The organism is Marinomonas sp. G8-14, assembly GCF_055808935.1.
Window position 1 is genome coordinate 1,575,993 of record NZ_CM147891.1, and the last position, 18,561, is coordinate 1,594,553.

Genomic DNA, 18,561 nt, shown 5'->3' on the forward strand with positions numbered 1-18,561 from the left:
GTTCTAAATCTCGCACAATATGTACAAATTAAACATGATTGTCGCACAAATTAATGGGACCTAGAATAGATCACCTATCCAACAGCTCACACAGGAAAATCATCATGGTTAACATTCAACAAGCTGGTACATTTAAACTTGGTAATAAAGCAATCAACCGAATGGGTTACGGCGCTATGCAATTGGCAGGCGCCGGCGTTTTTGGTCCACCTAAAGATAAAAAAGAAGCCATTGCTGTCCTTCAAGCCGCCATAGAAAGTGGTGTTAACCATATCGACACCTCCGATTTTTACGGCCCACATATTACGAACCAAATCATTCGTGAGGCATTACACCCTTATGCTAAAGAACTATCATTAGTGACTAAAGTTGGTGCTCGTCGCAATGAAAAAGGGGATTGGTTGCCAGCTTTTTCAAAGCCTGAACTGATTCAAGCCGTGCATGATAATCTAACCAACCTTGGCATAGAACAAATCGAGGTAGTCAACCTGCGAGCTATGTTTGATGTACATGGCCCAGCTGAAGGCTCGATAGCAGAACCATTATCCATACTGGCCGAGTTGCAAAAAGAAGGCTTAATAAATCACTTAGGCGTCAGTAATGTTACCGCCACACAAATCGAGGAAGCGCGCCGTATTACTCCTATTGTTTGTGTACAGAACCAATACAATTTGGTTCATAGAAGAGACGATACACTTATTGATCTGCTTGCAAAAGAAGGTATTGCCTATGTACCTTTCTTTCCACTTGGCGGCTTCACGCCGCTACAATCTTCCATTTTAGAAGAGGTTGCCACATCGCTAAATGCCACAGTAATGCAAGTCGCTTTGGCTTGGTTGCTTCAGCGTTCAGCGAATATTTTATTAATCCTGGAACATCTTCAGCTAAGCATCTACAACAAAACTTAGCCGCAGCGGAATTGATCTTACCAAGTGAAGCCATTACCAAATTGAATAACATTGCCGTTAGTATCTAAAAAAATCTGAATTTTGGTAAAATAAAACGACTCATCTATCTCTAGATGAATCGTTTTATGTTCAGACTCACTTACCAATGCTGATTCGTATTTTAGTCGTTGAGCGGACAGCGCTAATTGAATGCATTCATTACCTTGAGAGTGATGACGTATATCACCATTAGGAGGAAGTTGTGGCATCGTCAGACTAAAAAAACGACCAAATATAAATACTATTTTTTCATGGCTCTACACTCGGAAAATTTATCACCACTATAATTTTTATTGCCAACTACGCTACTTCCTTGACACGACAGCCTTATAGAGGTGAGTGGCTTGGTAATACTTGCCCTTGTTAACAGCCCTATTGGTAACATCAAACTTACCTGTCGCTTTATCGCTGCAGCCATGTCACACTTTCTTACTTTGGCTATCTCAAATTCCCCCTTAAAAACAGCAAGCATAAAGTTGCGTTGGAAGGGGGAATTATTTTCTGCAGATGATATTGTTTTTTTAAGGATCTGACGACATGAGAACCGAGCGATACCTTTGCACCGTAAGGGTATTTTTATACACCTTAACTTAAATAGTTAAATAAAGATTCAACATCCGGTTCAGCCTGCCTATTGTTGAGTTTGATTGGAGTTTCTTAATGTTTAATGGTCACCTCAAAAAAGAACACGAAGCACAACTTAAAGAGTTGGCGATTCTGCGCCAGCTAGCTAACCAGATGGATCAGGGGATGCTGTGCATTACCTTAAATGCCGACTTCCGAATCACGGCCGTCAATCAAGACTTTGCGAACGCACTCGGCTTCAAGCAAGAGCAGCTCGTAGGAAAATTATTATCAGAAATTGTGCCGCCTTACGTTTCGAAACTACCCTGTTTTCGAAACTTTAATGACGCCGTAGCAAAGTTCAAACCCGTCAGTGACAATTACCGCTACTGTCGAGTAGACAGCACTCTTGCTTGGATAAATATTCAGTGGATTCCGGTACGAGGAGAAGATGGCACGCTCGCCTTCATAAAGGGTTATGGTCGCGATGTAACACAAGAAATAGTCAGCGCAAAAGAAAGCGAGTCTTTCATTAATGCATTGATCCGTTCGACCGCGGTTATCCAATTCAACCTAGATGGCACTGTCATCACTGCAAACGAGCAGTTTCTACAGGCTATGGGGTACCGGTTAGATCAACTCATCGGTAAACACCACCGTATATTTTGCACCACTGAAGAAAGTGCTTCGCCAGAATACGCTAACTTTTGGAAAAAATTAAATAACGGCGTTTATGTGGCGGACCGTTTTAAACGCATCGATAGTAAAGGCGCCGATGTGTGGCTAGAGGCAACGTATAACCCCGTCTATGACGCCGAGGGCAACCTCACTAAAATCGTAAAATTTGCGAGCGTCATCACCGATCAAGTGGCACGAGAAACGCAGGTAAGAGAAGGCGCAAGCGTTGCCTATGATGTGTCACAACAAACGGACATAAGTGCCAAAAAAGGTGCGATCGTCGTACAACAAACTGTCGAAACCATGCAACAGATAGCTGCACAAATGCAGACAGCGACCGAAAGCATTGAGGCTCTGGGCAAGCAGTCCTTACAAATCAACGCCATCGTGCAAACCATCGGGGGCATTGCAGAGCAGACAAACTTGCTGGCACTAAACGCGGCTATTGAGGCCGCCAGAGCCGGAGAGCAGGGTCGAGGATTCGCAGTTGTGGCTGATGAAGTACGAAAATTGGCGGCACGTACCAGTTCCGCTACCGAAGAGATTGTGGGCGTAGTGAAGAAAAACCAAGGGCTATCAGATGACGTCATGCGCCAAATGCTCAACTCTCAAGAAAGAGCCCAAGAAGGTTTAGAACTAGCAAACCAGTCAGGTACTGTCATTGTAGAGATTCAAGAAGGTGCCAAACAGGTGGTACACGCGGTAGGCCGCTTTGCCAACGAATTAAAATAGAGAAAACAGTGCTCTTGTGGAGTCAGACGAAAAATACTATTTTTTATCTGACTCCACGCTCGGGGAATTTATCACCACAGTTATTTTCATTGCCAACTACGCTGTTCCCTTGATATGACTGCCTTCTAAAGATGAGTGGCTTATTAAATACGGAAAACGAGTCAACCTCACCGATATTACTCATCCACGTTTTTCATTATCTTCTCAAACCGAAACATCTCATCATCTTCCTCATCAGGAATTTGGCGTGAATCCTGATGAGGGTCTGGATGGTATCGGTTATAAAAATCGACAATCTTGAAACCGCATCGGTTTACGTAAAAATGAATATTTCTTTTCTCAAAGTAGGGAGTCACCGTTTCCCAGACTTTGGTAAACGGAAATTCTTGTTCAATTGCTTTCCAAGCCTTCAACCCCAAACCTCGACTTTGTTGGCTGGTCGCAATGAAGAAAAGTGATAAGTTATTCCGACCGCTGATGGGGTCTATTACCAAAACAGCGCCACCAACACGTTGCTCGTCTTCCATGATCCAGTAAGTCACGGCCCCCGTGGCGTTGAATGACTTTTCAATATCGTCATCAGAGGGAATCGGCTCTTCAAGCGGATGCCCAAAATCAGCTTCTGCCGCCACACGGAAAGAATCCTGCAACGCCAATTTAAACTCGGTGAGACTGCTCGGCTCAGCTGTGACAAGCTTTATTTTTTGGATCACTTCTCGTTCTTGCACCACTCTACCCTCAACAGACATCAAATAATCTTTAGAAATTTAACACCACACTGACGGCATTGCCAACTACGTTATTTCCTTGATACGACTGCCTTCTAGAGGTGCTAGAGGTGGATGAATAGTCAACCCAATATTTAATTGCCTTAAAAACATAGTCAGTTAATTTCTCAGTTGTTCCATCTGTAAAAGTAACAATAAAACTTGGGCTTTCTTGATGCAGTTCTTTCTGTTCTTTTGATTTGCCGTTAATAAATCAAACGCCTAAAAGTTGGAAGCCTGAGCAACAGCCAAAGCGGCGTTTTTATCCATTTTTTGGGAGAGCTAAAATATTAACCCTGCTCCATAAGTTGGGGGAGTCCAATTATCTTATCATGCCCAACGGGTGATGGCGGCAGCTGTAAGGAGCAAAGCGAACGCGCCTAGGACGAAGTCAAACGACACTATAAAAAAGCGATCAATTTTCAAACACAAGCCTGTCGATTATGGCGCGCCGCAGAAAAAACGCACCAAAACTAGGCATTTCTGCGTACTCTGTTTCTGGCAAGGATGACTAATAACACGCCACCTAGGACGCCTAATGTGGCGATGATTAAGTGTAAGGTGATGGATTCATTGGCAAAAAATACGCCGCCAATAGTGGCGATGATGGGGACTAAGAGTTGTAAAACAGCAGCACTAGAAGCACTAAGATAAGGCAAGACAGCGTACCAAATGGCATAGCCGAGTCCAGACATGATCGCGCCCGAGGTGATGGCGAGGATAATGCCTTTAAGTTGGGCACTTTGCGCAGGTTCAGTGCTGATATACACAATCAGCAAGTTAACCAGCAACATAGGAAGGGTTCGAACGAAGTTTGACGTGGTGGCAAACAGCGGCTTAGTTGATACCTTGCCTCGCCATGTGTACACCCCCCATGCTATGCCCGCTAACGTCATTAAAACAAAGCCCAATACAGAAGGTGACGACAAGGTCGGAAGCACTAAATAAATAAAGCCTGCAAAGGCGATCATCAGCCCTAACCATTCTAACCAAACCAGCTGCTGCCCTGCCCTAATAGCCAATGAGATCAAAGTCAGTTGCACAGCACCAAAGAGGATCAAAGCGCCCATTCCAGTCGATAAAGTAACGTAGGCATAGGAAAACCCTAACGCGTAAATAAACAGCGCAAGCGCCGATAACCAACTCCCCTCTAGCCAGGCGGTTTTCAAATCACCACGCGGCTTTGTTAGCGACGACAAGACACAGAGTAAGACCAAGGTCACAGCACCACTCAGCAGGCGCCAAGCGGTGAATTGCGTCGGATCGATCAGACCGCCGTTAAGCGCAAGACGGCACAATACCGAGTTGGCAGCGAAGGCCAACAAAGCCAGAATCACCAAGACACATAACCGTAGCAAACTTGTCATATAGTTGTTTATTAGCCCAGTTAGTCTTGGGCATGTACCTCCTAAGTAAAGCACCACTGTTACGCACTGGCACCAGATTTGCAAGACTATGACTAACGTCCACCAGTGGTATCTTGATGGACCCAAGAAGGAATCGATATGACAACGCTTTTAATTTTTACCGATTTGGATGGCACCTTACTCGATCATCACACCTACAGTTTTCAGCCTGCGCAAGCGGCTATGCAGTCTTTAAAGACCTTTTCTATTCCCTGTGTGATCAATACCAGCAAGACGTTTATGGAGCTTGTGGCACTGAGAAAAGCACTCAATCACCAAGACCCGTTTATCGTAGAAAACGGGGCTGCCGTATACATCCCGAAGCATTTAACGCTCACGGTGAACGAGACGTTAGAAGATTGTGGCGATTACTGGCGCAAGTCATTTGGACCAACACGAGCCGAGGCTCATCGCGTTGACGAACGATAAGCAAGATCAATACACCTTTAAACGTTTTAGTGACATGACGTGGCAAGAGCTGGTTGCTCTGACCGGATTAAACGAAACCAACGCCAAACTTGCCATGCAGCGTGAATTTACTGAGCCGATGGTGTGGACAGATTCCAATCTTGCGTTGCGTATTTTCCGCGACGATCTTGCCAAGTTTGATGTGCAAGTGCAAAAAGGTGGCCGTTTTGCGCATTTAATGGGAAAAAACTGCGACAAAGCCAACGCCATGCAATGGCTAAAAACTGTATACGCCGAGCAAAGCGATGAAGAGATTACGACCATGGCGCTAGGCGATGGCGAGAACGATGTCGGCATGTTGAGTAAAGCCGATATCCCTGTGGTGATTCGCTCACCAGTTCATGCTCCGCCAGAAATCCCCAACCGCAGCGATGCGTGGTTGAGCGATGCCTACGGTCCAGAAGGATGGGCGCAAGCCATCAATTTAGCATTAACTAAGCAAGGTATTTTGTAGATCCAGACACAAAAATAATACCAATAGTCATTTTGAAACTAGGAGAAATAACATGGGCGATTTTCACCAAAACGGTATCATCACCACACTTCACAATCTGGCACACCGCCCGTTAGAAGAAATGGAAAAAGAACTGTGTGAGTTCGCAAAAACGCGGCCCATGTCACTTATCCTACCGTGTCTGTATTCCGAGCTGGAAACAGACGCCATGCCGAATATTCTCAAGCATTTACAGCAAGTGCCTTATTTGTCTGAAATCGTGATCGGATTGGACCGCGCCACGGAAGAACAATACCGACATGCGCTTGAGTTTTTCAGTGTGTTACCGCAAAACGTCAAGGTACTATGGAACGATGGCCCACGTTTAAGAGAAATCGATAACGTCTTAAAGGGCGAACATCTTTCTCCTTCGGATCCGGGCAAAGGCCGCAATGTCTGGTTTTGTATGGGTTATAACCTAGCCGCTGGTCAAGCTGAATCCATCGCCATGCACGACTGTGATATTGTCACTTACGACAGAGAACTGCTGGCGCGACTGATTTACCCCGTTGCCAATCCAAATTTTAACTACGAATTCTGCAAGGGTTTTTATGCTCGTGCCGCCAATGGCAAGATGAACGGCCGCGTCAGCCGTTTACTGGTTACACCACTGCTATGCTCCCTCAAAAAGTCTTCGGCCATCTAGATTATCTGGATTACTTAGACAGCTACCGTTATCCACTAGCGGGGGAGTTTTCGTTCCGTCGTGATGTGATGACAGACCTTCGCATTCCGAGTGATTGGGGTTTGGAAATTGGTGTACTCAGTGAAATGTACCGCAACTACTCGACCAACCGTTTATGTCAGGTCGATATTGCCGACATTTACGATCATAAACACCAAGACCTATCGGCCGACAACGACGATGGCGGTTTATCAAAAATGTCCATCGACATTACCAAAGCCATTTTCAGAAAGCTCGCGACCAATGGCACTATTTTCAATCAAGAAACCTTCCGTACCATCAAGGCCACCTATTATCGTGTTGCGCTGGATTTCATTGAAACCTATAAAAACGATGCGGAAATAAATGGTCTAAAATTAGATGTTCATACCGAAGAACAAGCGGTTGAATTGTTTGCCAGTAATATCATGAAAGCGGGCAACCAATATTTAGATAACCCAATGGAAACGCCCTTTATTCCAAGCTGGAACCGTGTTGTCAGTGCGTTTCCGGGTGTGATGAGCCAACTCGCCCAAGCAGTTGAATTGGATATGGCCCAATACGGGCCGAAAAAATAACGCACTATAAAAATAGCCCCTGCAAAACGGTGGCTCTAAAAAAATTCGCCCAGTCAACGTAAAGCGTCGTCCTTGTCGACGCCTTTACGTGGTTTTCACTCAACGAGACATAAGTAGGTAACCATGGAAAATGCGCCTTTATCGCCCTTAGAGCAGCGAATCATTGCTCATTTACACGTCATTTACCCGAACTTAGATCACAAAGAGCCTCGCTCAGAAATGCCTAACCACCTTTCAACTCGATCCCGCGACGGAATCCCCTCGCCCCCATAGAAACCTGTGGGATCAGTCAGACATCATGCTGATTACCTACGCGGATACCTTACGAAGAAAAGAAGAAGCACCACTGGAAACACTGCACCAGTTCGTAAAAAGCACGTTATCGGATTGTATTTCTGCGGTGCATTTATTGCCTTTTTCCCCTACAGCTCAGACGATGGTTTTAGTGTGATGGACTACACCACCGTTAACCCATCCTGTGGACGCTGGGCCAATATTGTCAACTTATCAAAAGACTTTAAGGTAATGGGAGATCTGGTGATTAACCACTGCTCCAGCCGAAGCATGTGGTTTGAAAATTACAAAGCGGGTGTTGATCCTGGCTCACGCTTTTTTTATGAGGCCGACCCGAATGCGGACTTAAGTGCCGTTGTTCGACCCAGAACTTCGCCACTGCTGAGAGAAGTGCAAACTAAAAATGGCACCAAGCATGTTTGGTGTACCTTTAGTCATGATCAAATAGATTTGAATTTCGAAAACCCAGACGTGCTGTTGGAGTTTTTGCGCATTATTCATTTGTACCTTGAGAAAGGCATCCGTTGGTTTCGTTTAGACGCTGTGGCTTTCTTATGGAAGATTCCCGGTACCAGCTGCATCAACTTACCGCAGACTCACGAAATGATTCGTCTGTTGCGCTTACTGATTGAACATTATGCACCAGAAGCCGTTATCATCACCGAAACCAACATACCGAATCAGGAAAACTTAACCTACTTCGGCAACGCCAACGAAGCCCATTTGATCTACAACTTTTCTTTACCTCCGCTGTTAATCAATAGCTTGGTGACAGGCAATTGCCGCCATTTAAAACAATGGCTAATGAGCATGACCCCAGCCCAACAAGGCACAACGTACCTCAACTTTATTGCTTCCCACGACGGTATTGGCCTGCGCCCAACGGAAGGTTTGCTGACTGAATGGGAACTAGAAACGCTGATCAATACCATGAAGCGTTTTGGTGGCAAAATTAGCTCTCGTACCACGCCACAAGGGGAAGCCAAACCCTATGAAATTAATATCAGTCTATGGAATGCGTTGTCAGGTTCAGCACAACAAGGACCTGATCAATGGCAGTTTGCCCGTTTTCTGTGTGCCGCTGGTGTGATGATGGCGTTAGAAGGCGTCCCCGCCTTTTACATTCACAGCTTGTTTGGCACCGAAAACGATGTAGAACGTGTCGAAAATACAGGACAATTCCGCTCCATTAATCGACATATTTGGGATATGGAAGATTTAGAACATGTGTTAAACACGCCAACGCATCATCAAAAAGTCTTCCAGAATGTCACTAAGTTAACCAAAATTCGCCGTGCTCAACCAGCTTTTCACCCCAATGCCACTCAATATGTATTACACATGGGAGAAAACCTATTCGCTTTCTGGCGCCAAAGTTTGGACCGAAGACAAAGCCTGTTTGCCGTGTATAACATGACTGACCAGCCGCAAAGCTTTAATCTATCAGAACTCAATCTCATTGCCACCGATGATTGGACAGATCTCGTCTCAGAACAAGTATACGAAGATCATTTAGGCAAGGTAACGCTCATGCCTTACCAATTCGTTTGGCTTGCCAATAAAAAGGGAAAAATCAAAGACAATTAATTTTGTTTCACATTGAGCAACACATCGTGCCAGCTTATGGTCAAGAAACTCAGCATTAAAGATGAGACAATGATAACCATTATCATAACTTGATAATGGTTATTTTTATTTCAGGACATAGGTAATTGTGAACATGATGAATTTACGGAAAATACTCGCTGTTGGCACCTTGCTGGCTTTCAGCCAACTCAATACAGCCGCAACGTCTTCACCAACGGCAGCCATCTTCGATCTTGGCAGCTTAGACACCATGGCGGCGCTTGGATTAGAGGCTCATGTGGTTGGCGTCCCGAAACAAACACTGCCGGATTATTTAACGCAATTTAAAGACGCACGCTATACTGATGTTGGCGGCTTAAAGACGCCAGACATGGAGACCCTAAAAGCCTTAAGCCCAGATATTGTTGTGATCACCGGTCGCCAAGCCGCCAGCAAAGCCGAACTGGCAACCGTTAGTACGGTGAAACAAGTGGACGCTTCTAGTGATGATTACTGGCAAAGCTTACGTAACAACGTGACCTCACTGGCAGCCTTATTTGATGCAAAAGCCTCAGCAGACACGGCCCTTGCTGCGTTGAACACAAGCATAGAAACCAGCAAAATGGCGATAGAAGGGGCACCCACTGTACTGTTTGTCACCCATAATAATGGTTCTTTTGGATTACGCGATGAACCCATTGCAACCCAGCTATTGGGCTTAACAACGTCCCCCCTTCCGGCCCAAGTGAAGCCTCAACAACGTGGCACTCGGACCTTTACCTCGCTTACCGTAAGCGATATGGCTGAAATGACACTCACCACTTTGTTCATCATTGATCGCAGTGCCGCCATTGGCAACACAAAAGAGGCGCTCGATATTGAAAAATTCAAAGCAGACTTAGCCGCTCAAGGTGGTCAATCCATCAAGGTCGCGTATTTATCACCGAAACTTTGGTACTTGTCAGGCAATGGCTTGCAAAGCCTTAACATGCAAATCAAAGAAATCACCGACGCATTGTAATTACGCGTTTAACCACCTCAAACGATGTAAAAAATCCCTCGCTGACCAAGATCAATGAAGTGACCCCCAATTGTTGGACAAACAACATTGGGGGTTCTTTTTATGTCAAAGTACAGTCGTGCTTTTAAAATCACATTAGCTCAGCAACGGCTTGGCCGTATTTTAATGGCTTACCGTTTTAGAGAAGACATTAATCACTACCACACCAGCGACAATCAGGGACATGCCAAGGCAAGCCGCCAAGTCGAGTTTTTCATGATTAAATAGATAACCAAATACCGAAATCAACACAATCCCTAAACCTGACCAAATCGCGTAAGTCACACCCGTTGGCATGGAGCGCATCACAATGGTTAATAGATAAAATGACACACCATAACCAACAACCAGAACGATGCTAGGGCCTAATTTAGTAAAAGAATCAGACGCCTTTAAAGCCGTGGTTGCAATGACTTCCGCCAATATCGCCAGAAACAAAATTAAATACGTCATGACCTTTCTCTGCCTTAGATTTTCAACGAATACGGCTATTTGATTGGCTCTTCTTGCTTAATCGCATCCAGATCAACCTCGTCTAAATCAATATCCTCTGCTAAGAAGCCGCCGGTCTGATGCGCCCACAGTGACGCATAAATCCCCGCATGTTGAATCAACTCTTCATGACTGCCCTGCTCTACAATGTTGCCTTTGTCCAACACAATTAAGCGATCCATGGCTGCAATGGTCGACAAGCGATGAGCAATGGCGATAACCGTTTTGCCCTGCATCAATTTGTACAAGCTGTCCTGAATAGCAGCTTCCACTTCAGAATCCAATGCCGACGTTGCTTCATCCAATACCAATAAAGGCGCATCTTTTAACAAGACACGAGCAATGGCAATACGCTGACGCTGACCACCAGACAATTTGATCCCACGCTCGCCTACCATGGCATCGTAGCCAGAATTACCAAATGGGTCGGTTAGTCCCTGAATAAACTCATGAGCTTCGGCTTTTTTCGCCGCCGCAATCATCTCTTCTTCCGTAGCATCGGGACGGCCGTATAGTAGGTTTTCCCGCACCGTTCTGTGTAACAAGGAAGTATCTTGAGTCACCATACCAATTTGCGCACGTAAAGAGTCTTGTTTAACCGCGCTGATGTCTTGCCCGTCAATGCGAATTTGACCGGATTCGATATCATGAAACCGCATCAGCAAGTTCACAATGGTCGATTTACCCGCACCAGAACGTCCAACCAGACCGACTTTTTCGCCTGCTTTAATCGATAACGTCAGGTTTTCAATGACCTTACTGTCTTGCTTACCATAATGAAAATTCACAGCATCGTACTCAATCATGCCGTTTGGCACAGATAACGCCGGTGCATTGGGCTTATCCTCTATTTCAATGGCTCGAGACAAGGTTTTCATGCCGTCGTTAACCATACCAATATTTTCAAATAAGGCGCTGATTTCCCACATAATCCATTGCGACATACCATTCAACCTCAGCGCCAAACTGACCGCAATGGCAATCGCGCCCACACTGATAATACTGCCCGTCCACAACCAAATAGACAAAGCCGCCACGGAAAATGCCAACACATAGTTACAGGTTTGCACGCCCACGCTGAGCAGGGTAACCAAGCGCATTTGCTTATAAACCGTTTGTAAAAAACCATCCATGCCTTCTTTGGCATAGTCAGCTTCACGCTGATGATGCGAAAACAGTTTTACCGTCGAAATATTACTGTAGCTGTCTACCACTCGTCCTGTCATAGTGGAACGCGCATCCGCCTGCTCGGCAGAGACCTTTTTAAGCTTCGGCACAAAATACAGTTGCAATAGCACATAACAGACTAACCATCCCAACATGGGAATCATTAGGCGATAATCGGCCTTAGCGATCAATACCACCATGGAGATGAAATAAACCCCAATGTAAACCAAGACATCCAACAACTTCATCACGGTTTCACGAACCGCAAGGGAAGTTTGCATCACCTTAGTGGAGATACGCCCAGCAAATTCGTCCTGAAAGAAAGACATGCTTTGACGCAAAATATAATGGTGTGACAACCAACGAATACGCATTGGGTAATTACCCAATAAGGTTTGATGAATAATGGTCGAGTGCAAAAAAGCCACTAATGGCATCACCACTAAAATCATCAAGGACATCAATAATAAGTGTGTGCCCTCTTCGGCAAAAAAGGTCTCTGGATCTTTGTTGATCAACCAGTCCACCAATTGCCCCATAAAGCTGAACAAGGTCACTTCTAAAATGGCAATGGTCGCGGTTAATAACGACATAATCAAAAGCGGAATCTCTACTCCTTTTGAGTAATAGCGGCAGAACGCAAATAAGGTTTTAGGCGCTTTTATCGCATCTGTGTCTGGGTAAGCAGACACCCACTTTTCAAAAAAACGTAACATGGATATTCCTTAGTAAACCGAACTTTGGCCGACAAAAAAGCAGCACTTTATAAAAAAGTGCTAGGCGGGACATAAAAGCAATATGATTATCGACATGAAATGGAGACGAAATTGAACCACGTTCCATTATATAAAACCAGAAAAGATAATCCTTTTCATTATACCTGTTTAGACTGAGCCTGACAGTTATCTTATTTTTTGATAGCGTCTTTCTGGGCGACCAACCGTGCCATAACTGACTTCTGCGGTCAGCTCCCCTCGGCTCACCAAGTGCTCTAAATAGCGTCTTGCGGTGGTTCGACTGGCGTTGATTTGTTTACCTACTTCTTCAGCATTAAGAGACGTATTTGTCTCATGAATAACCTCAATAACCTTGGCCAAAGTAAGCGCATCGACACCTTTTGGTAATGGCGAAGCCACTGGCGCAGAGGAAGTGTGTTGACCACGTGGCAGCAGACGATCTACCTCGGTCTGAACCAAAGTGCTCATCCCGTGGAGTTTTTCCAGGTGCAGCGCATAATTCGCAAGGGCTTCTTTGAGTCGCTCGAACACTAAGGGCTTTAAAATATAATCAAAGATACCGCCATGCAAAGCCGCACGAAGGGTATCAATTTCGCGTGCAGCGGTAATCAAGATCACATCTGTCGCACAATGATTAGCACGAAGGTCGCGCAGTAATTCCAGCCCATTGCCTTTGGGAAACTGTACATCTAAAAGCAAAAGCTCAGGCTTTAATATGTCAACTAGATCTCGAGCCTCTTCAAGACCATGGGCTAAACCAACCAATTCGAAACCTTCTATGCGCTCCAAAAAGCGTTTCTGAATTTCCGCAATCTGCAAATCATCTTCGGCAATTACGACACGTATATTGGCACTCATAACGTCACTCCTGAGTCGATTTAGGATCAATAGAAAGTTTCTTTTTGGGGATATAAACAGTAAAGCGACTACCGCATAAATCGGCTGGCTCAATAATAATGGTCGCCCCCATGCGTGTCAGCAGTTGATTCACTAAGTGCAGACCTATGCCTCGATTTGGCTCCCCCTTTGTAGAGACACCACGTTCAAAAATACGCGCCTGCTCTTCAAGCGGAATGCCAGCACCTTGATCTTCTATCTCAAAAATCAGATCGTTGCCTAAGTCTGTCATGGTCAAGCTGACCTCACCTCCCGCCCCCGTATGAGACAGTGTGGCTTCAAACGCATTGTCTAATAGATTCCCAATCACACTGACTAATAACTCGCGGGGAATGTTTGCAGGAATATCTGTCATATGGCTTTCTGAGTCGATGATGAGACGCAAACCAAGTTCACGCGCTCGGTTGTATTTACCCAATAGACACCCTGCTAATACCGGATCAGGAATGGCCACCACCAACAGATCAATTAACGCTTGATGATTCTCGGTTTCTTGACCAATCAAAGCCAACGCTTCTTTAGCGGCGCCAATTTGGATTAAACCCGCAATGGTGTGCAATTTATTGGAATACTCATGGGTTTGGCTGCGCAGACTATCCGCATACTGGCGAATACGCGTCAGCTTGCGACTGACCATGTCCAGCTCATCTTTTGGCCGAAAACTGGACACCACACCAATAATGCGGTCATCTTGACGCACAGGCAGACGGTTTGTAATAAAACACGCCTCCCCCAACCACACTTCTTGATCGAATTGCGGCTGTCCATTTTCCAGTACACTGATCATTTGACTATCAGGCAGCACTTGTTGAATAGGCTGCCCCAACAAACCGTCCTTGTTTGACAAATTCAAGGTATTTAATGCAGCACGGTTAAAGGTAGTGATAATCCCTTCTGCGTTAATCGCAATAATACCCTCACGAATCGACTCTAATGTGGCATTACGCTCTTCAAACAACAGCCCTATTTGCTCTGGCTCAAGCCCAAAAATGGCTTTCTTAAAATGACGGGCAAACCAGAGTGCAATCAACACACTGAGCACAAAAGCCGATAAAATAGCGATCAACAAGGTGGTGCGATAACGCGCCAGAATGCTTTCTACCGTATCCAAAATAAAGCCAACCGAAACAATGCCAACAATGTCACCATCTTGATCAATAATGGGGGTTTTTCCTCGAATGGAAACGCCCAAACTCCCGGTGGCTTTTTGCACATAAGCCTTACCATCCAATAAGGCGGGATTGTTGTACTCACCTCCCATGCCATCTTCATCGTCATCGTTCATCGGTTTACCGATTCGCTCTGGCGTAGGATGAGATAAACGTAGGCCATTTTTATCGCCAATGACGACAAAACGTGCATGGGTAGTGTCTGCTAAATGTAGACTTAAAGGCTGTAAAAAGGATGTGTCCGACGCTTTAACCGCGGCAATAATCTCCGGCATAACAGCAATAGTTTTAGCGACCTGCAGCGCACGTTCCGCCACCTGCTCTTCCAGTGATTCATTGAGGTGATTGAGGGCAAAGACGCCCAAAAAGCCCGTTTGCAATAGGGCCATCAGCCCCAAAACCAAGGTCATGCGAGTCTTGAGTTTAAGGTTACGTAAAGGGTTTGTCATAGGGTGTGTGGCTCTTTTTTATTCTATGGTAGCGAATATCTAATCAAACTGCCTGTGAACAAAATGCACAAAATGATTTTAAAGGATGATATAGCCTTTAAGTGCAATATATTTTTAAACAGGAAGCGTCCGAATATAGTAAAGAAATCACTAAAAATATAAAAACAACTGAGGATACTTCTATGCTATCTCGATTTCTTACTCGTCAACGTTCAACGCTATTGGCAGCCGTTTTCGCATCTACATTGACTGCAGGCATGGCACAAGCCGCGAACGATCAGATTCATTTCTTGGTTCCAGGCGGCGCAGGCGGTGGCTGGGACAGTACCGCTCGCGGTGTCGGTGAAGCACTGACTAAGTCAGGCTTAATAGAAAGAGTGTCTTTTGAAAACCTATCGGGTGGCGGCGGCGGCAAAGCCATCGCAAACTTGATTGAAAAAGCCGATCAGAGCCATGGCACCTTGATGGTGAACTCTACGCCTATTGTGATCAGTTCTTTGTCTAAAGTGTTTCCACAATCTTTCCGTGATTTAAAACCCATTGCCGCTGTGGTTGGTGATTATGGTGCTTTTGTCGTGCCAACCAGCTCAAAATATATGACGTTTACCGAAGTGGTCAGCGATTTTAACAATGACCCTCGTTCAGTCTCTATCGCCGGCGGTTCAGCCCGTGGCAGCATGGATCACCTAGTTGCCGCCATGGCATTCAAAGCGGCGGGTGGTGATGCTCGTCGTCTAAAATACGTGGCTTATGATGCCGGCGGTACCGCTATGGCAGGCATTTTATCTGGTGAAGCCAACATATTGTCAACCGGTTTCAGTGAAGCCTTGGTGTTAGCCAATGCGGGTGAAGTGCGTATCCTAGCCATTACTGGGGATGAACGCTCCGCTGCTGCGCCGAATGTACCTACGCTAAAAGAACTGGGCTATGACGCAAGCTTTTTAAACTGGCGCGGCTTCTTCGGAGCACCAACGCTATCCGATGCTGAAGCCGATGAATACGCTAACTTACTGTCTAAAATGTACGACACGGCCGAATGGGAAGTCGTTCGTGACCGTAATGGTTGGACTGAAGTATTCAAACCTCGCGCAGACTTTGTTGCCTTCTTAGAGAACCAAGAAGCCGTGATTGGTGACCTGATGCGTGAACTAGGCTTCTTAAGATAACGGCACCGGTATCCCAACGCTCTTAGAGCTTCAACGACAATTCATGTCCTTGAAGCTCTTTCTTATCCTACCCTTTTATTATGAGATGGACGGCATTTGTACCGTCAAAGGTGAACCCTATGGTGATTACAAAAGATCATATTGGTGGTTTGGCGTTCCTGTGCCTTTCCGCCGCTTATGGCTACTACACAGGCGACATACCTATGTTGCCAGGTGATGAATACGAACCCTTCAACGCACAAACCTTGCCGACTGTGCTGGCTTATATGGGCGGAATTTTATCCATCGCTCTCATCATCAATGCCAGTAAAAATGGCGGCGAGCGCCTTTCTTTGCAAGGCTATGATTTTGCTATTGTTATTAAGCTATTAGTGTTGGTGATACTGTTTGGTCTTGCACTAGAGTGGGTCGGATTTTTGCTTTCTACCATGTTATTTCTCATTGGCGGCTATTGGGTTTTAGGGGAACGTCGCTGGAAAGTGCTGTTAATTGCCTCGCTTCCTTTTAGCGTCTTTATTTGGTTCTCTCTGTCCCAACTGCTGGATATTTATCTTGCTCCTGGGCGTTTAATAACCATGCTGTTTGGAGGTTAAGAACATGTTAGACGGAATATTTGTTGGTCTTAGCACCGCGATCATGCCCTTCAACATCATGATGGTTGTCGTGGGTTGTTTTGCGGGTACCTTCATCGGTATGCTGCCAGGCCTTGGGCCAATATCGGCAGTGGCCTTGATGATTCCTATCACTTACGGCCTCGACCCTTCTTCTGGCATTATTTTAATGGCCGGCGTCTATTATGGCGCAGTATTTGGTGGCTCGACCTCTTCTATTTTGATTAATGCGCCGGGCTGCTCTAGTACCGTGGTAACCTCGTTTGATGGTTATCCTATCGCGCAACGCGGCCAAGCCGGTAAAGCGTTGGCATTGGCAGCTTATTGCTCTTTCACTGGCGGTACAGTGGGCGCGATTATCTTATTGTTTGCGGCGCCTGCGCTGGCGACCGTTTCTTTAAGCTTTCAGTCTGGTGACTATTTTGCCTTGATGGTACTGGGCCTCACTGCGGTGGCGGCGTTTTCTGGTAAAGGCCAAGTCATTAAAGCCATGATCATGACGGTTTTCGGTCTGATGATTGCTACGATGGGCGCCGATGTCATGACAGGCGTACCACGCTTTACCTTTGGCAGTCTCGATTTGCTGGATGGCGTTAGCTTCCTGTTATTGGCGATGGCGACGTTTGCGCTAACTGAAGTCATCATGTCCGTCATGAAGGGACAGCATCTTGAAAAAGACCCTGAAATCAACATGGCCGCGCTGGGCAGCATGAAGCTTAGCAAAGAAGAAGTAAAAGAAGTGGCGCCTACGGTTGCACGTTCTTCTGTGTTTGGTTTTATCATTGGTGTACTACCAGGCGCAGGTGCCACCATTGCGTCCTTCTTGGCCTACGGCATGGAGCGTAACTTTGCTTCAGCAAAAGAAAAGCTAAAATTTGGTAAAGGGGCTTTGCGCGGTCTTGCCGCCCCTGAAACAGCTAACAATGCGGCGTCTACAGGGTCTTTTGTGCCATTGTTAACCTTGGGGATTCCAGGGTCAGGTACCACTGCCATCATGCTGGGCGCGCTGATTGCCGCAGGTGTGCAACCTGGTCCACGTTTGTTTGTCGATAATCCTGATGTGTTTTGGTCGGTGATCATTTCAATGTACTTTGGTAACTTGGTACTGTTGATTTTGAATCTACCCTTGATTCCCTATATTTCACGTTTGTTAGCCATTCCTCGTCCCATACTGATTCCGCTGATTTTGTTCTTCTCAGTCACGGGCGTGTATTTGGTCAGCTTCAATACGTTTGATATTCAGATGATGGTATTCATTACCGTGATTGCCATCTTTCTTAAGATGTTGGACTTCCCTATGGCACCGATGCTATTGGGCTATATTCTTGGTGACATTATGGAACAAAACCTCAGCCGCTCTATGGTATTGTCGGATGGCAGTTTGTCTTTCCTTTGGGAGCGTCCGCTAACCTTAACCATCATGATCATTGCAGTAATATTGTTGCTTATGCCACTAATTAGCAAATTATTAGGCAAAAGAAACAAAACCGCAGCGTCATGAAATAGTCGTATGCAACACAGTACGGCAATAGATTTTATTAGATAGGGTATTTGGAGACAATTCAGTCATTGGGTTGTCTCTTTTTTTATTCGGCTAAACCTCACCAGATAGACCCTCCTCCCACATGATTACCCAGCTTTACTTATTACTTGCAC

The 18,561-nt window shown here is 45.6% G+C and carries 15 protein-coding genes and 2 pseudogenes; 10 read left to right on the plus strand and 7 right to left on the minus strand.

What is annotated here, in order from left to right:
* Positions 1–104 precede the first annotated feature (104 nt).
* A complete protein-coding gene (locus AC0L6V_RS08150) occupies positions 105–908 on the plus strand; it encodes an oxidoreductase (RefSeq protein ID WP_418138917.1) in 804 nt (267 codons plus the stop codon).
* 17 nt (positions 909–925) lie between these two features.
* Here AC0L6V_RS08150 and AC0L6V_RS08155 read toward each other — a convergent pair whose 3' ends face one another.
* Positions 926–1,156: a hypothetical protein gene (locus tag AC0L6V_RS08155; RefSeq protein WP_265219324.1), complete on the minus strand. Its 231-nt coding sequence runs from the start codon at positions 1,154–1,156 to the stop codon at positions 926–928.
* 451 nt (positions 1,157–1,607) lie between these two features.
* On the opposite strand from AC0L6V_RS08155, the gene AC0L6V_RS08160 reads away from it, so the two are divergent.
* Complete coding sequence (locus AC0L6V_RS08160) at positions 1,608–2,921, plus strand: methyl-accepting chemotaxis protein (protein ID WP_473482980.1); 1,314 nt, start codon at positions 1,608–1,610, stop codon at positions 2,919–2,921.
* A 176-nt stretch (positions 2,922–3,097) separates the two neighbouring features.
* On the opposite strand, the gene AC0L6V_RS08165 is transcribed toward AC0L6V_RS08160, so the two are convergent.
* Together AC0L6V_RS08165 and AC0L6V_RS08170 are read right to left on the minus strand one after the other, a co-directional pair.
* A complete protein-coding gene (locus AC0L6V_RS08165; protein ID WP_265219321.1) occupies positions 3,098–3,670 on the minus strand; it encodes a GNAT family N-acetyltransferase in 573 nt (190 codons plus the stop codon).
* A gap of 491 nt (positions 3,671–4,161) precedes the next feature.
* Complete coding sequence (locus AC0L6V_RS08170) at positions 4,162–5,055, minus strand: DMT family transporter (RefSeq protein WP_265219320.1); 894 nt, start codon at positions 5,053–5,055, stop codon at positions 4,162–4,164.
* A 138-nt stretch (positions 5,056–5,193) separates the two neighbouring features.
* Here AC0L6V_RS08170 and AC0L6V_RS08175 point away from each other — a divergent pair, with 138 nt between their 5' ends.
* The 5 genes and pseudogenes from AC0L6V_RS08175 (at position 5,194) to AC0L6V_RS08195 (ending at position 10,178) form a co-directional block, all read left to right on the plus strand.
* Positions 5,194–5,523 (plus strand): HAD hydrolase family protein, encoded by a 330-nt coding sequence (locus AC0L6V_RS08175; protein WP_418138918.1) that lies wholly within the window; start codon positions 5,194–5,196, stop codon positions 5,521–5,523.
* Positions 5,510–6,016, plus strand: a complete 507-nt coding sequence (locus AC0L6V_RS08180; protein WP_418138919.1) for an HAD-IIB family hydrolase — start codon at positions 5,510–5,512, stop codon at positions 6,014–6,016. The genes AC0L6V_RS08175 and AC0L6V_RS08180 overlap by 14 nt, the downstream gene beginning before the upstream one ends.
* 52 nt (positions 6,017–6,068) lie before the next feature.
* Positions 6,069–7,297, plus strand: a pseudogene (locus tag AC0L6V_RS08185) (glycosyltransferase family protein).
* A 123-nt stretch (positions 7,298–7,420) separates the two neighbouring features.
* Positions 7,421–9,178, plus strand: a pseudogene (locus AC0L6V_RS08190) (alpha-amylase family glycosyl hydrolase).
* A 133-nt stretch (positions 9,179–9,311) separates the two neighbouring features.
* Positions 9,312–10,178 carry an ABC transporter substrate-binding protein gene (locus tag AC0L6V_RS08195; RefSeq protein WP_409419652.1) on the plus strand — a complete coding sequence of 289 codons (867 nt, stop codon included), beginning with the start codon at positions 9,312–9,314 and terminating at the stop codon, positions 10,176–10,178.
* A gap of 162 nt (positions 10,179–10,340) precedes the next feature.
* On the opposite strand, the gene AC0L6V_RS08200 is transcribed toward AC0L6V_RS08195, so the two are convergent.
* The 4 genes from AC0L6V_RS08200 to AC0L6V_RS08215 all read right to left on the minus strand — a co-directional run bounded on the left by AC0L6V_RS08200 (position 10,341) and on the right by AC0L6V_RS08215 (position 15,128).
* Positions 10,341–10,670, minus strand: a complete 330-nt coding sequence (locus AC0L6V_RS08200) for a DMT family transporter (protein WP_111607737.1) — start codon at positions 10,668–10,670, stop codon at positions 10,341–10,343.
* Positions 10,671–10,705: 35 nt separating this feature from the next.
* Positions 10,706–12,592, minus strand: a complete 1,887-nt coding sequence (locus AC0L6V_RS08205; protein WP_265219310.1) for an ABC transporter ATP-binding protein — start codon at positions 12,590–12,592, stop codon at positions 10,706–10,708.
* 186 nt (positions 12,593–12,778) lie between these two features.
* Positions 12,779–13,471 (minus strand): response regulator, encoded by a 693-nt coding sequence (locus AC0L6V_RS08210; protein ID WP_409419653.1) that lies wholly within the window; start codon positions 13,469–13,471, stop codon positions 12,779–12,781.
* A gap of 4 nt (positions 13,472–13,475) precedes the next feature.
* The gene (locus AC0L6V_RS08215; protein ID WP_409419654.1) at positions 13,476–15,128 is read right to left on the minus strand and encodes an ATP-binding protein; all 1,653 of its coding nucleotides are present in this window, start codon (positions 15,126–15,128) and stop codon (positions 13,476–13,478) included.
* A 182-nt stretch (positions 15,129–15,310) separates the two neighbouring features.
* On the opposite strand from AC0L6V_RS08215, the gene AC0L6V_RS08220 reads away from it, so the two are divergent.
* From AC0L6V_RS08220 to AC0L6V_RS08230, 3 genes are all read left to right on the plus strand, one after another.
* The gene (locus AC0L6V_RS08220; RefSeq protein WP_265219308.1) at positions 15,311–16,294 is read left to right on the plus strand and encodes a tripartite tricarboxylate transporter substrate binding protein; all 984 of its coding nucleotides are present in this window, start codon (positions 15,311–15,313) and stop codon (positions 16,292–16,294) included.
* A gap of 119 nt (positions 16,295–16,413) precedes the next feature.
* The gene (locus AC0L6V_RS08225; protein WP_265219306.1) at positions 16,414–16,887 is read left to right on the plus strand and encodes a tripartite tricarboxylate transporter TctB family protein; all 474 of its coding nucleotides are present in this window, start codon (positions 16,414–16,416) and stop codon (positions 16,885–16,887) included.
* Between the two features lie 4 nt (positions 16,888–16,891).
* Entirely contained in the window at positions 16,892–18,406 is a 1,515-nt protein-coding gene (locus AC0L6V_RS08230; protein ID WP_265219305.1) for a tripartite tricarboxylate transporter permease, read from the plus strand.
* The last annotated feature ends 155 nt before the right edge of the window (positions 18,407–18,561 follow it).

What these genes read in the sequence shown, in the direction of transcription:
- AC0L6V_RS08150 (WP_418138917.1), top strand. Translation starts at nt 105, where the DNA reads ATGGTTAACATTCAACAAGCTGGTACATTTAAACTTGGTAATAAAGCA.
- AC0L6V_RS08155 (WP_265219324.1), bottom strand. Translation starts at nt 1,156, where the DNA reads ATGCCACAACTTCCTCCTAATGGTGATATACGTCATCACTCTCAAGGT.
- AC0L6V_RS08160 (WP_473482980.1), top strand. Translation starts at nt 1,608, where the DNA reads ATGTTTAATGGTCACCTCAAAAAAGAACACGAAGCACAACTTAAAGAG.
- AC0L6V_RS08165 (WP_265219321.1), bottom strand. Translation starts at nt 3,670, where the DNA reads ATGTCTGTTGAGGGTAGAGTGGTGCAAGAACGAGAAGTGATCCAAAAA.
- AC0L6V_RS08170 (WP_265219320.1), bottom strand. Translation starts at nt 5,055, where the DNA reads ATGACAAGTTTGCTACGGTTATGTGTCTTGGTGATTCTGGCTTTGTTG.
- AC0L6V_RS08175 (WP_418138918.1), top strand. Translation starts at nt 5,194, where the DNA reads ATGACAACGCTTTTAATTTTTACCGATTTGGATGGCACCTTACTCGAT.
- AC0L6V_RS08195 (WP_409419652.1), top strand. Translation starts at nt 9,312, where the DNA reads ATGATGAATTTACGGAAAATACTCGCTGTTGGCACCTTGCTGGCTTTC.
- AC0L6V_RS08200 (WP_111607737.1), bottom strand. Translation starts at nt 10,670, where the DNA reads ATGACGTATTTAATTTTGTTTCTGGCGATATTGGCGGAAGTCATTGCA.
- AC0L6V_RS08205 (WP_265219310.1), bottom strand. Translation starts at nt 12,592, where the DNA reads ATGTTACGTTTTTTTGAAAAGTGGGTGTCTGCTTACCCAGACACAGAT.
- AC0L6V_RS08210 (WP_409419653.1), bottom strand. Translation starts at nt 13,471, where the DNA reads ATGAGTGCCAATATACGTGTCGTAATTGCCGAAGATGATTTGCAGATT.
- AC0L6V_RS08215 (WP_409419654.1), bottom strand. Translation starts at nt 15,128, where the DNA reads ATGACAAACCCTTTACGTAACCTTAAACTCAAGACTCGCATGACCTTG.
- AC0L6V_RS08220 (WP_265219308.1), top strand. Translation starts at nt 15,311, where the DNA reads ATGCTATCTCGATTTCTTACTCGTCAACGTTCAACGCTATTGGCAGCC.
- AC0L6V_RS08225 (WP_265219306.1), top strand. Translation starts at nt 16,414, where the DNA reads ATGGTGATTACAAAAGATCATATTGGTGGTTTGGCGTTCCTGTGCCTT.
- AC0L6V_RS08230 (WP_265219305.1), top strand. Translation starts at nt 16,892, where the DNA reads ATGTTAGACGGAATATTTGTTGGTCTTAGCACCGCGATCATGCCCTTC.